Origin of the sequence: Mesorhizobium sp. B1-1-6 (assembly GCF_006443035.1) — a bacterium.
Classification (GTDB): Bacteria; Pseudomonadota; Alphaproteobacteria; order Rhizobiales; family Rhizobiaceae; genus Mesorhizobium.
Map to the genome: position 1 here is coordinate 308112 of NZ_VFWR01000004.1, position 12779 is coordinate 320890.

The window sequence follows — 12779 nt, forward strand, 5'->3', positions numbered from 1 at the left end:
CGGACATATGGCTGACGACACCATTTTCATAGGCGCCAGCCGCAAGCCCGACGACAGCTATCAGCGTCCCGAAAACCTGCTTTTGCACTATGGCAACCGTCACGGCTTGGTGACCGGTGCCACCGGCACCGGCAAGACGGTCACCTTGCAAATATTGGCCGAGGGATTCTCCAATGCCGGCGTGCCGGTGTTCTGCGCCGACATCAAGGGCGATCTCTCCGGTATAGCCATGATCGGCACGGCGCAGGATTTCCTGGTCAAGCGCGCCGAGCAGGTCAAGCTCGACCCCTATGACTTCCAGGAATTCCCCGTCATCTTCTGGGATCTGTTCGGCGAACAGGGCCACCCCATCCGCGCCACCATCTCCGAGATGGGCCCGCTGCTCTTGTCGCGGTTGATGAATTTGTCCGAAGCCCAGGAAGGCATCATGAACATCGCCTTCCGCATCGCCGATGAGGAAGGCCTGCTGCTGCTCGACCTCAAGGACCTGCAGGCGCTGCTCGCCAATATCGCCGGGCGCGCCGAAGAGATCAGCGCCCGCTACGGCAATGTGACGAAACCCTCGGTCGGCGCCATCCAGCGCACGCTGCTGGTGCTGGAACAGCAGGGGGCGGCGAATTTCTTCGGCGAGCCGGCATTGCGCATCGCCGACATCATGCGCACCACCCGCGATGGCCGCGGCGCTATCAGCGTGCTGGCCGCCGACAAGCTGATGATGAATCCGCGGCTCTACGCGACGTTCCTGCTTTGGCTGATGTCGGAACTGTTCGAGGAACTGCCCGAAGTGGGCGATCCCGACAAGCCGAAGCTGGTCTTCTTCTTCGACGAGGCACATCTGCTTTTCGACGACGCGCCGAAGGTGCTGATCGACCGCGTCGAGCAGGTGGTGCGTCTGATTCGCTCGAAGGGCGTCGGCGTCTATTTCGTCACGCAGAACCCTCTGGATATTCCTGAGAAGGTTCTGGCCCAGCTCGGCAACCGGGTCCAGCATGCGTTGCGCGCCTACACGCCGCGCGAGCAGCAGGCGGTAAGGACCGCGGCCGAGACGTTCCGGCCAAATCCGGATTTCGATTGCGCGACCGTGATCACGCAACTGGGCACCGGCGAAGCGCTGGTTTCAGTGCTGGAAGCCAAGGGCATCCCGTCCATGGTCCAGCGCACGCTGATCCGTCCGCCATCGTCACGACTTGGGCCCATAACCCCAGCCGAGCGGCGGAAGCTGATCCAGGAAAGCCCGGTGATCGGTGAGTACGATGAGGGTGTCGATCGCGAATCGGCTTTCGAGATGCTGCAGAAAAAGGCCAAGGACGCGGCGGATGCCGAGGCACAGCAGGCCGACGCCGGCCGTTCACGCTGGACCATTCCGGGCTTCGGCAATGATGCTCCGCCGCCGCAACCCGGCGGCAGACGCCCGCCTCAACCGCGCCCGTCCAACCGCCAGACGGTGGCGGAAGCCGCGATCAAGTCGGTGGTGCGCTCTGTCGGCTCGTCGGTCGGCCGCGCCATCGTGCGCGGGATACTCGGGAGTCTGTCGAGGGGCAGATAGGGAAGCGCGATCGCGCAACGGCCATGCAGGGATAGGCTGATGTGGAGGTGAAGGCGGCGAGTCGCCGCATTCACCCTCGCTCCCATCAGAAAATCGCGTCGGTCACCGCTTTCACCGGGCCAAGCAGCACCGATCCGTCCGGCACGCCGGCATCGATCGGGATGGCTTTGTGATTCGCGGTCGCCACCATGGGCTGGCTGGCGTCGCTGGTCACGATGACCGGGGTCTTCGAAGGCACGCGATCATATAGGTCTATAATGTCCTGGTTCATCAGGCGCACGCAGCCCGACGACACCGACTTGCCGATCGAACGCCATTCCGGCGAGCCGTGCAGCCGGTAGAGCGTGTCGACGTTGCCCTGGAAGAGATAGAGCGCACGTGCACCGAGCGGGTTTTTCAGCCCGCCCGGCATACCGCCATTGTCAGCGCTGTATTGCCTCAGTTCCGGCTGCCGGGCGATCATCTCGTCCGGCGGCGTCCATTTCGGCCACTTCTGTTTCCACTGGACGACGGCATCGCCCGACCATTCGAAGCCGGCGCGGCCGAGGCCGACGCCGTAGCGGATCGCCTGGCCGCCCGGACGAACCAGATAGAGGAAGTGGCCGGTCGTATCGACGACGATGGTTCCCGGCTTCTGGCCGGTCGGGTCGGGCACGATCTGGCGCAGGAATTGCGGATCGATCCTGTCGACGGGAATGGCCGGCACTTCGAAACCGCCATCGCTGACGGCGGCGTACATCGTCACGTAGTCGGCGAGCGGCGGCTCGACATAGGCCGGTGGCGGTGGCTCGACTGGCCCGGACCCGGTGGTGGCGCATGCGGAAACCGCGATCGAGGCGGCGCCCAGGGCTGCGGCATTGAGAAAGCCGCGACGGCTCAGGCGATAGGATTCGATTTCGGCTGGGAACATGGTTGCCTTCTTTAAGTCTGAAATCGCAACAAAGCATGAATATGCCGACCGTTGCGAGGGTGCCTGATCAACACTTGGGCGCGATAGGCGGTTCCGAATCTGGCCTCAAGGTGGACAAACAAAGGCGAAGCTGTGACCGCGTCGCCACTGTGGCGCTACGGTCACAGGAGCGAAAACCAGGATTACTTTTGGGCCGCATGCGTTAGCCACCTGTGACAAGGGCATCGAGCGACGGCAGGATCAGGGCCGGTGGAAAATCCCGATACTCCTCCGGCTGGTTGGAGCGGTTGATCCACACGGTGCGGAAGCCGAACTTGGTCGCGCCGGCAATGTCCCAGCGGTTGGACGACTGGAAGGAGACCGCACCCGGATAGAGGCGCCAGCCTGTCGTGACCATGTCGTAGACCGACGGATCGGTCTTGAAGCGCCGTACCGCATCGACGGAATAGATATCGTCCAGCACCTGATCGAGCGCCGCGGATTTAACGGCTGCCTCCAGCATTTCCGGTGAACCGTTGGACAGGATTGCCAGCTTGGCGCCGGACGCCTTCAGCGCCTTCAGCACGGCGGGCACTTCCGCATAGCAGTCCAGCCGCCAATAGGCATCCAGCAATGCCGCCTTGAGGCCGGGATCGGCAGAGGGCACCTTGTGCAACGCGAAATCAAGTGCCTGCTCGGTGAGTTGCCAAAAATCGGCATAGGCGCCCATCAACGTACGCACCCAGGAATATTCGAGTTGCTTGGCGCGCCAGATCTCGGACAGCAACTGGCCGTCCGGTCCGATGGCGTCGGCGTGGCGGCGCACGGCGGCATGAACATCGAACAGTGTGCCGTAGGCGTCGAAAACATAAGCGGCGTATTGCATGGCAACAGTTTTGAGGCGAGGCGGGGCAAGGTGCAAGTCTTGATTGCAGCGCGCCGTCCGTGGCCTCAACAAAACTCCCCGATGCTGGTTGACGACGCCGGCCAAAGCGTCATCCAATGCTGCAACACGAGATTGATCGGAACGGGACAAAGCAATGACACTGGCGGCTGCCGCACTTTCCGCGACATGGACTTTCGTCGACGGCGACTGGTACGAGGGCAATGTCGCCGTTTTGGGCCCGCGCAGCCACGCAATGTGGCTCGGCACCAGCGTGTTCGACGGCGCCCGCTGGTTCGAGGGCGTCGCTCCCGATCTTGAGCTTCATGCCGCGCGCGTGAATGCCTCGGCGATCGCGCTCGGTCTCAAGCCTTCGATGACGGCCGAGAAGATCGTCGGACTGACCTGGGACGGATTGAAGAAATTCGATGGCAAGACGGCTGTCTATATCAGGCCGATGTATTGGGCCGAGCACGGCGGCTATATGGGCGTGCCGGCCGATCCTGCCTCGACCCGTTTCTGCCTGTGCCTCTACGAATCGCCGATGATCTCGCCGACCGGCTTTTCCGTGACGGTTTCGCCGTTCCGGCGCCCGACTATCGAAACCATGCCGACCAACGCCAAGGCCGGCTGCCTCTATCCCAACAATGGCCGTGCCATCCTCGAAGCCAAGATGCGCGGCTTCGACAACGCCCTGGTGCTCGACATGCTGGGCAACGTCGCCGAGACCGGAACCTCGAACATCTTCCTGGTCAAGGACGGCCACGTCCTGACGCCGGCGCCGAACGGCACCTTCCTGTCCGGCATCACCCGCTCGCGCACGATGACGTTGCTTGGCGAGTACGGGTTCAAGACCACCGAGAAGGCGCTGTCGGTGCGTGAATTCCTCGAGGCGGATGAGATTTTTTCGACCGGCAACCATTCCAAGGTCATTCCGATCACGCGCATCGAGGACCGCAGCCTGCAGCCCGGGCCGGTGGCCAAGAAGGCGCGGGAGCTCTATTGGGATTGGGCGCATTCGACGTCGGCGGGCTGATCCGTCCAGACTTTTCGTCGCAATGCGCCCGGTTTCCGGAAACTGTGTGACAGTTCTCCGGAACCCGCTTAGAAAGAGCACCCGGCGCTTCACTTTTCGGAGTTGTCCGAACCCAATCCAGACCTATCTTAGTCCGGTATCGACACCGGATTTTCCTTGAGGGAGTACCTTCCATGGCTTTTGAATTGCCCGCTCTGCCTTACGACTATGAGGCCTTGCAGCCCTACATGTCGAAAGAGACGCTGGAATATCACCACGACAAGCACCACAAGGCCTATGTCGACAACGGCAACAAGCTTGCCGCCGAAGCCGGCCTTGGCGATCTGTCGGTAGAAGAGGTGGTCAAGCAGTCGTTCGGCAAGAATGCCGGCCTCTTCAACAATGCCGCCCAGCACTACAATCACATCCATTTCTGGAAGTGGATGAAAAAGGGCGGCGGCGGCAACAAGCTGCCGGGCGCGTTGCAGACGGCTTTCGACAGCGATCTGGGCGGCTACGACAAATTCAAGGCCGACTTCATCGCCGCCGGCACGACCCAGTTCGGTTCCGGCTGGGCCTGGGTTTCGGTCAAGGATGGCAAGCTGGCGATCTCGAAGACGCCGAACGGCGAGAATCCCCTCGTCCATGGCGCGGCGCCGATTCTCGGCGTCGATGTCTGGGAGCACTCCTATTACATCGACTATCGCAACGCCCGGCCGAAATATCTCGAGGCCTTCGTCGACAGCCTGATCAACTGGGATCATGTTCTCGAACTCTACGAAAAAGCGAAAGCCTGATCGAGATTCAGAAAGCCCCGGCACTCCCGGGGCTTTTCTTTTTGTGTGCCGAGATCCCACAGCAGTAAAGGTCTGGCAAAATCGTTGGGGGAAGGGAATATTCCTCCCTTCACGTCCGTTAACGTCCTGTCCCGAAATGCCTTCATCATGGAGCCAATTGAATGAGAAAGCTTGTCGTCGCCATCTCTATGCTCGCGTTCGCCGGTTCGGCGGCCTTTGCCGACCCGATCCTCGACCGCCAGGCCCTGATGAAGGAGCGCGGGAAGATCGTCGGCGGCCTGTCGAAAGTGGTCAAGGGTGAGGAGCCCTTTGATGCCGCCGCCGTACTGACTGCGCTGCAGGCGCTCCAGGCGAACGCGGAAAAATTCGACGCCGACGTCCTGTTCCCGGCGGGCAGCGACACGGGCGACACCACGGCGGCGCCGAAGATCTGGCAAGACATGGCCGGCTTCAAGGCGACGGAAGACAAGTATCTTGCCGACGTCAAGGCCGCGGTCGCCGCGGCCCCAGCCGACGTGGAGTCCCTGAAGACGCAAATCGGCGTCATCGGCACCGACTGCGGCACCTGCCACAAGGGCTACAGGGTCAAGAAAGGCTGATCGCCGGCCATGGCATGGCTGAGGAAGTTTGTCGGCGCCGCACTCGTGCTCGGCGGCGTCGGCGCGGTTGCCGCGTGGACGCTTTCGGCGCCGGTGAAGCTCGACGCGGAAACTATGGCCAAGCTCGCGCCTGGTGACGCGGCCAGGGGCAAGCGCATTTTTTATGCCGGCGGCTGCACCTCCTGCCATGCAAAACCCGGTTCGAAAGGCGATGAGCGGCTCGAACTTGTCGGCGGCCTTGAACTCAAGACTCCGTTTGGCACGTTTGTGCCGCCCAACATTTCGCAAGACCCCAAGGACGGCATCGGCGCGTGGTCGGCCGAGGATCTCGCCAATGCCATGCTGAAGGGTGTCTCGCCGTCGGGCGAGCATTTCTATCCGGCATTTCCCTATACGTCCTACGCGCGCATGAAGCCCGCCGACATTGCCGATCTCTATGCCTTCCTGAAGACGCTGCCGGCGGTTGCCGGCCGAGCGCCGGCCAATTCGTTGAGTTTTCCGTTCAACATCCGTCGCGGCATCGGCTTGTGGAAACGGCTCTATCTCAGCGAGCAGCCTGTTGTGTCCCTGCCCGAAGGCGTCCCTGGTCCTGTGATTGCCGGTCGCTACCTGGTCGAGGGACCGGGTCATTGCGGCGAATGTCACACACCGCGTGACCTTGCGGGGGGGACAAAGAAGAGCGAGTGGCTGGCTGGAGCCACAGCCGCCGAAGGCAGCGGCATCGTCCCCAATATCACCTCCGGGGAGGGCGGCATCGGCGACTGGTCGCAGGCCGATATCGCCAACTATCTCGAAACCGGCTTCACGCCCGATTTCGATTCCGTTGGCGGGGCCATGGTCGACGTGCAGAGGAACATGGCCGAACTGGCGCCCGAGGACCGCGCGGCGATCGCGGCCTATCTCAAGGCGGTTCCGCCGCATCCGAACGGCTATCCGGCGCGCAAAAAACCGGCGAGCTGACTACGGGTGGCGATCGCCCAGGAAGTCGAAGCCCGCCTCGAAGAAATGATTGTAGTTGCAGGTCAGTTCCTCGCCGGCCGCGATGTCGCGCAACGCAAAGCTTTCCTCGGGCGAGGATACGTCGCAATTCGGCTCGTCGGCGTGGTTCATGTAGCGTGCATCGTCGGCCTCGAAGACGATGTAGTTCGGATCTCGCCTGTCCGGATAGGCATAGCGGTCGAGATAGCTCTTCACCGGTCCTGTCTGGCTCTCATAGGTCTCGACCTCGATGAGCCGGTCGAATCTCGGATCCAGCTTCCAGATCATCGTGCCGCGGGAAATGGGATTCTTGGCAAAGACACCAATGCCCTGGATGGGGGATTTGTCGAGATAGACGTCGACGAGCAGCATGGCAGGCCCTTGTGCGATTGTGGGCTGTCATGGCCCGGGACAAAACGCGCCTTGGGTAGCGCGCGGGCATCGCAATTGCGAGCGAAAACCAGCAACACGGAGTTCAAAAACCAATGATTGCCCGGCTCGCCGAGAAGGCCGCGCCGGTCACCGTTTCGCGTCAGCGCTGCTGAAGCGCCAGCCGCACGCCCAGGCCGCAATAGATGCCGCCGACAATCTTGCCCTGCCATTTCAACACCGTGGGATTTCGACGCAGGAAAGTGCCAAGCCCGCCTGCGCTCACCGCGAAAACCACTGTGCTGAAGAGGCCCAGCAGAACAAAGATGATCCCCAATACCGCCAGCTGGAGCATTACCGATCCGTTTTCGGGCCGGACGAACTGTGGCAGGAACGCGAGGAAGAAAAGCGCCGTCTTGGGGTTGAGCATCTCAGTCAGTATGGCTTGCCGAAACGCCTTGCCCGCTGAGATTGGGAACCTGCCGGCGGCGAGATCGGCCGGCGTCTTTTCCATGATCGCGCGAATGCCGAGATAAACGAGATATGCCGCACCGAGATACTTCACGGCGCTGAACAACACCGCCGATGCGGCGATGATCGCCGAGATGCCGACCATGGCCGTGAAGGTGTGAAACACGTCGCCGGCCGCGATCCCTGCGCCGGTTGCGATGCCGGCTTTGGTTCCCGAACTCGTTGCCCGCGCGACCGTCAGCAGCGTGGCGGGGCCGGGAATAAACACAAAACCGAGCACCACGGCGACATAGGTGGTCAATGTGGCCAGGTCGATCATTGCTCGCATCCTCCTCGGCGTTCGTCGCCGATCAAGTCACGCCAGGGGCCGAAGGGCAATGACCGCTTCAGCCCTGCGGCCCTGTTGCCCTGCCTGTCACTTTCAAGGCGAATGAATATGTGTAGGCGATCTCCTCAAGCCGGGAAAACCGGCCGGACGCGCCGGCATGGCCCGATTCCATGTTGATCTTGAACAGGACCGGATTGTCGCCCGTCTTGCGCTCGCGCAGCCGCGCCACCCATTTGGCCGGTTCCCAATAGGTGACGCGCGGGTCGGTGAGACCGGCTAGCGCCAGGATCGGTGGATAGCCGAGCGCGGCGACATTGTCATAGGGCGAGTAAGCGGCGATCGTCCGGTAGTCGTCCGCCGACGCGATCGGATTGCCCCATTCAGGCCACTCCGGCGGGGTCAGCGGCAGGCTGGCGTCGAGCATGGTGGTGAGCACGTCGACGAAAGGCACCTCGGCAACGATGCCGCCGAAACGGTCCGGCGCCATGTTGGCGACCGCGCCCATCAGCATGCCGCCGGCGGATCCACCTTGCGCGACGATGCGGTCATGCACAGTGTAGCGTTCGGCGACCAGATGGCGTGCACAGGCGATGAAATCGGTGAAAGTGTTCATCTTGTGCGCCCGCTTGCCGTCATCGTACCAGCCATAGCCCTTGTCCTTGCCGCCGCGGACGTGGGCGATCGCAAAGACAAAGCCGCGGTCGACCAGCGAGAACCAGTTGGTGTTGAAGGCCGCCGGCACTGTGATGCCATAGGAACCGTAGCCGTAAAGCAGGCAAGGCGCGGAGCCGTCCAGCGGGGTATCGCGGCGGTACAAGAGCGAGACCGGCACCAATTCGCCATCAGCCGCGGGCGCCATCAGCCGACGCGTGACATAGCGCTCCGGGTCGTGGCCGGACGGCACCTCCTGGGTCTTGAGCAACACGCGCTCGCGGGTGCGCATGTTGTAGTCGAAGACCTGCGCCGGCGTCGTCATCGATGAATAGGTGAAGCGCATGATCTCGGTGTCGTATTCCAGGGATCCCGACAGGCCGAGCGAAAACGCCTCCTCGTCGAAGGAGATCAGGTGTTCCTCGCCGGTTGCACGGTCGCGCACGACGATGCGCGGCAGGCCCTCCTTGCGCTCCAGCCTGACCATATGGTTCTTGAAGCCGATCACCGACAGGATCAGCCGGCCGGCCTCGTGCGGAACCAGTTCCTGCCAGTTGGCGCGGATCGGATCGCTCGCCGGCGCCGTCATGATCTTGAAGTCCTTGGCCCCATCGGCGTTGGTCAGGATGAAGAAAAAGTCGCCGCCTTCCTCCATCTCGTATTGAAGACCGGTCTCGCGCGCCGCCACCAGCTTCGGCTCGCCAAACGGCTCGCCCGCGCTCAGCAGCCGGTATTCCGATGTCTCGTGGTCGTTGATGGCAACCATGATCCATTCATTGGAGCGCGTGCCGCCGACATTCATGAAAAAGCCGGGATCATTTTCCTCATAGATCAGCCGGTCGCTTGCCGGATCCTGCCCAAGCGCATGGAACAGCACCTTGGAGGGACGGTGGTTGGGGTCGAGCCGGGTGTAGAAAAACCCGTCATTGGCGGCGTTCCACACCCCCGAACCGCCGGTGTCTGGAACCGTGTCCGCGAGTTCCTTGCCGTCGGAGAGGTCGCGCACCCGAAGCGTATAGAATTCGGAGCCCTTGTCGTCGAACGCCCATAAAAGCTTGCCATGGTCGGCCGAATGATCGACGCCGCCAAGCCGGAAATAGGCCTTGCCTTCGGCCTCGGCATCGCCGTCGAGCAGGATATGCTGCGCGCCGCCGTCCCGCGGCATGCGGAAATAGCGCGGCTGCTCGCCGCCGAGTTTGAAGGAGGAGCCATACGCGTAGGGTCCGTCCTTCATCGGCACGGAAGAATCGTCCTCCTTGATGCGACCCTTCATCTCCTTGAACAGCCGCTTCCGCAAATCGGCCGTGTCGGCCATCAGCTTCGACTGGTAGGCGTTCTCGGCCTCGAGATGGGCGCGGATGCCCGCATCGAGCAATGCGGGGTCCCTGAACATCTCCTGCCAATTGTCGGCCCGCAGCCAGGCATAGTCGTCCGTTCGCGTGATACCGTGATGCGTGTCGAAAACCGGCCGCTTCTCGGGCGTTGGCGGGGTGACATCCGGGAATGCAGAAGTTTTGGTCATTGCGTCTCGCTTTGGAAATGTCCTGAATGGCCAATGAACACGCCGATCAGCGTGGGTTCAAGAGCCGGGCCTTATTGCTGCGCCGGGCTCCAGAAAGTGGGCCGGGAGGAGAAATGATGAATATCTATGCTCGCACCGTCGCGGCTCTCGCCGTCGTTTCCGCAACTATGGCCATCGCCGGCCAATCTCATGCGACCGTATTCGCCGCTTGGCAAGTGGCCAACGTGCCGTTCGGCGACACGCTCAACGTGCGCAAATATCCCTCGGGCACGTCCCAGAAACAGGCCGCATATCCGATCGGCACCGTTTTGCAGATGACCGGACGATGCACCGGCGGGACGAACCTGCTCGACATCGCCAATCAGCCGCCATGGAAGCAGCAGCAGGCGGTTCGCTATCGCTGGTGCGAAGTCTGGCATGATCCGGCCAAGAACGGCGGTTTCGTCACCGGGTGGGCCTATGGCAAATACATCGCCCCGTATTGAGTGATCCGATCTGGTCGACTGCACGACGCGTGAGGGCCGGCAATGGCCGAGGTGGGGCAACCTCTGGTTTTGCGAAAGGGGGTGAGCAACCAAGATTGCCGGCGCGATCGCCAAGCAAAGCAAAGCACTCGGAGATGCTTTGTGAGTTAGCGCGAATGTAACGGTTAGCTAACGCTGCGTCACAGGCCGCTGGTTTCGCCTGCGAAATATCCAAAAATTACATCGTGCACGAAAGATTGAAGCTGATCCGGAAATATTTGATCAACATCGTTCAATATAGTGCAAGGATCGAATTGACTTACTTGCTAGGTAGGTTCATTGATGCCCCCGCGACACGAATCGCAGAAGCTCTGTCTGCACAAAATTCGTGCAATGCCTTGCCTGTAAAAAAGGGCGCACTAAACTAACTCTCGTTGGGGCCTGAAGACCATGGATATTGTCGAAACACCTTCCAGAAACAGCGACGCGCTGATCGAGCTGACCGCCGACGTGGTGGCCGCCTATGTCAGCAACAATCCCGTGCCGGTCGGCGAACTGCCGAACCTCATCTGCGATGTCCATGCTGCTCTCGGGCGTGTGGGCGGAACCGCCGAACAGCCGCCCGCCGACAAGCAGAAGCCGGCAGTGAACCCGAAGCGCTCGGTTCATGACGACTACATCGTTTGCCTTGAAGACGGCAAAAAGTTCAAGTCGCTCAAGCGTCACCTGATGACCCACTATGATCTGACGCCGGATCAGTATCGCGAAAAGTGGAACCTCGACCCGAGCTATCCGATGGTTGCCCCGAACTACGCGGCCGCCCGCTCCCAGCTCGCCAAGAAGATGGGCCTCGGCCGCAAGCGCAAGGCCCGCTAAGCATTTGCTGCCAGGTGAGTGCACTTGGCATCGCAGAATGCGGCTCAAACGATAGATAGAGCCGGACGGACAGTTCAACCGGATCGATATCGGCGCCTTCGGGCGCCGTTTTACTTTGCCGGTGGGCCGAGGACAGCGCTGGTACCAGTGCGCGGTATGATGCGATCGGCTGGTCGCGGAGGCGATATCAGGCCGTCTGCTCGAGTGCGGCCTCTGCATCGCGCCTGATGCGCTTGACCATCGAGCGAAGGCCGTTGGCGCGCTGCGGCGACAGGTGCTCGTCCAGGCCGAGCGCCTTCAGCGTCGCTTCCGCATCGGTCTTCTGGATTTCGCTGGCGGTCTTGCCGGAGAACAGCGCCAGCATGATCGCCACCAGCCCGCGTACGATATGGGCGTCCGAATCGCCCCTGAAGGTGATGACCGGATCGCCGCCCGGTCCCCGTTCGGTGGTCAGCCAGACCTGGCTGACGCAGCCCGGCACCTTGTTGGCGGCGGTGCGTTCCTCATCCGGGAATGGCGGCAGCGCCTCGCCGAGTTCGATGACATAACGATAGCGGTCCTCCCATTCGTCAAGGAATGAGAAGTCGTCGCGGATCGTCTGGATCGTGGTCGTCATGACAGGGATATAGTCATCCACCGTCGCCGCGTCACGGAAAAACAAGGACACCGCGGGCGTCGAGAGGCAGACTGCCCGCGGTGCGCCGTCGAAACGGCTTAATTCTTTACCGGCAGGTTGACTGTCTCGGGCAAGACGACTTCTTCGGGAACGCTGCCGGTCATTGTGGAGATGTCGGGGCCGGCGGACTTGTCGTCCAGCATGGCGGCCGCGATCTTGGCTGTCTCCTTGGCCCTTGCGGTGATGGTGTGCATTGCCGACTTGCCGGTCTCACAGACATCGGGCTTGCGTTCGCAAATGCCGGCGATGTCGCCGACCGCGTCGCGGGCCGCGAACAAAGCCTGGATCGGGCCTACGCTTTCTTGACCCGGCTCGGAACCGACGCCCAGCGGCAGTGCCAGCAGCACCAGCGAAAACCAGAAAGCCATTCTCATCAGGAAGAACATGCTCGCCTCTTGTCGTGACCGGATCATGCATCCATGAGCATGACCTCTTTTGTGGGCGGGATATTGGCACAAAGGCGCAAAGGACGGCTTGCGGGTTGGCCGAGAATTTTCTTCAAATTTGAGGCAAATTCGAAACGAAGCGTTTTGCTGTCGATTTGTCTCAGATTGGAACCATTTTTCTTATCATCCATCATCCATATATTCCTTTGTTTCTATTGCGTTTTCCACAAAATCAGGCGGTCGGTGCGCTGCGGCTGGCCAGGCTTCGGGCGGCCCCTGCGGATAACCCTCCGTTTACTATGGTGGCATTTGCCCGCCTTTTCGGGCGC

At 61.6% G+C, this 12779-nt stretch carries 15 protein-coding genes; 7 read left to right on the top strand and 8 right to left on the bottom strand.

Features of this window, described 5'->3' with window-relative positions; genetic code table 11:
- Nucleotides 1-7 precede the first annotated feature (7 nt).
- A complete protein-coding gene (locus FJ979_RS10635) occupies nucleotides 8-1546 on the top strand; it encodes a helicase HerA-like C-terminal domain-containing protein (protein WP_140580837.1) in 1539 nt (512 codons plus the stop codon).
- 85 nt (nucleotides 1547-1631) lie between these two features.
- Here FJ979_RS10635 and FJ979_RS10640 read toward each other — a convergent pair whose 3' ends face one another.
- Nucleotides 1632-2456 carry a L,D-transpeptidase gene (locus tag FJ979_RS10640; RefSeq protein WP_140553967.1) on the bottom strand — a complete coding sequence of 275 codons (825 nt, stop codon included), beginning with the start codon at nucleotides 2454-2456 and terminating at the stop codon, nucleotides 1632-1634.
- Between the two features lie 202 nt (nucleotides 2457-2658).
- Nucleotides 2659-3321, bottom strand: coding sequence for a haloacid dehalogenase type II (locus FJ979_RS10645; RefSeq protein WP_140494758.1), 663 nt, complete (start codon nucleotides 3319-3321; stop codon nucleotides 2659-2661).
- A 154-nt stretch (nucleotides 3322-3475) separates the two neighbouring features.
- On the opposite strand from FJ979_RS10645, the gene FJ979_RS10650 reads away from it, so the two are divergent.
- The 4 genes from FJ979_RS10650 to FJ979_RS10665 all read left to right on the top strand — a co-directional run bounded on the left by FJ979_RS10650 (nucleotide 3476) and on the right by FJ979_RS10665 (nucleotide 6689).
- Nucleotides 3476-4354 (top strand): branched-chain amino acid aminotransferase, encoded by an 879-nt coding sequence (locus tag FJ979_RS10650; RefSeq protein WP_140517955.1) that lies wholly within the window; start codon nucleotides 3476-3478, stop codon nucleotides 4352-4354.
- Nucleotides 4355-4527: 173 nt separating this feature from the next.
- Nucleotides 4528-5130 carry a superoxide dismutase gene (locus FJ979_RS10655; protein ID WP_140494754.1) on the top strand — a complete coding sequence of 201 codons (603 nt, stop codon included), beginning with the start codon at nucleotides 4528-4530 and terminating at the stop codon, nucleotides 5128-5130.
- Nucleotides 5131-5291: 161 nt separating this feature from the next.
- Complete coding sequence (locus tag FJ979_RS10660; RefSeq protein ID WP_140580839.1) at nucleotides 5292-5729, top strand: cytochrome c; 438 nt, start codon at nucleotides 5292-5294, stop codon at nucleotides 5727-5729.
- A gap of 9 nt (nucleotides 5730-5738) precedes the next feature.
- The gene (locus FJ979_RS10665) at nucleotides 5739-6689 is read left to right on the top strand and encodes a cytochrome c (protein WP_140580841.1); all 951 of its coding nucleotides are present in this window, start codon (nucleotides 5739-5741) and stop codon (nucleotides 6687-6689) included.
- Here the strand turns inward: FJ979_RS10665 and FJ979_RS10670 are convergent, their stop codons facing one another.
- From FJ979_RS10670 to FJ979_RS10680, 3 genes are all read right to left on the bottom strand, one after another.
- Nucleotides 6690-7079, bottom strand: coding sequence for an SET domain-containing protein-lysine N-methyltransferase (locus tag FJ979_RS10670; RefSeq protein WP_140580842.1), 390 nt, complete (start codon nucleotides 7077-7079; stop codon nucleotides 6690-6692). It abuts the gene before it with no gap.
- A gap of 160 nt (nucleotides 7080-7239) precedes the next feature.
- Nucleotides 7240-7866: a LysE family translocator gene (locus FJ979_RS10675; RefSeq protein WP_140520736.1), complete on the bottom strand. Its 627-nt coding sequence runs from the start codon at nucleotides 7864-7866 to the stop codon at nucleotides 7240-7242.
- Between the two features lie 67 nt (nucleotides 7867-7933).
- The gene (locus FJ979_RS10680; RefSeq protein ID WP_140580844.1) at nucleotides 7934-10048 is read right to left on the bottom strand and encodes a S9 family peptidase; all 2115 of its coding nucleotides are present in this window, start codon (nucleotides 10046-10048) and stop codon (nucleotides 7934-7936) included.
- A gap of 116 nt (nucleotides 10049-10164) precedes the next feature.
- Here FJ979_RS10680 and FJ979_RS10685 point away from each other — a divergent pair, with 116 nt between their 5' ends.
- Nucleotides 10165-10533 (top strand): SH3 domain-containing protein, encoded by a 369-nt coding sequence (locus FJ979_RS10685; protein ID WP_140580971.1) that lies wholly within the window; start codon nucleotides 10165-10167, stop codon nucleotides 10531-10533.
- A 429-nt stretch (nucleotides 10534-10962) separates the two neighbouring features.
- Nucleotides 10963-11388 carry a MucR family transcriptional regulator gene (locus FJ979_RS10690; RefSeq protein ID WP_140580846.1) on the top strand — a complete coding sequence of 142 codons (426 nt, stop codon included), beginning with the start codon at nucleotides 10963-10965 and terminating at the stop codon, nucleotides 11386-11388.
- A 187-nt stretch (nucleotides 11389-11575) separates the two neighbouring features.
- On the opposite strand, the gene FJ979_RS10695 is transcribed toward FJ979_RS10690, so the two are convergent.
- The 3 genes from FJ979_RS10695 to FJ979_RS32490 form a co-directional block, all read right to left on the bottom strand.
- Nucleotides 11576-12004: a SufE family protein gene (locus tag FJ979_RS10695; protein ID WP_140580974.1), complete on the bottom strand. Its 429-nt coding sequence runs from the start codon at nucleotides 12002-12004 to the stop codon at nucleotides 11576-11578.
- 98 nt (nucleotides 12005-12102) lie between these two features.
- Nucleotides 12103-12450, bottom strand: a complete 348-nt coding sequence (locus tag FJ979_RS10700; protein WP_140580848.1) for a DUF5330 domain-containing protein — start codon at nucleotides 12448-12450, stop codon at nucleotides 12103-12105.
- A gap of 23 nt (nucleotides 12451-12473) precedes the next feature.
- Nucleotides 12474-12644, bottom strand: coding sequence for a hypothetical protein (locus tag FJ979_RS32490; RefSeq protein ID WP_181168500.1), 171 nt, complete (start codon nucleotides 12642-12644; stop codon nucleotides 12474-12476).
- Nucleotides 12645-12779 lie beyond the last annotated feature (135 nt).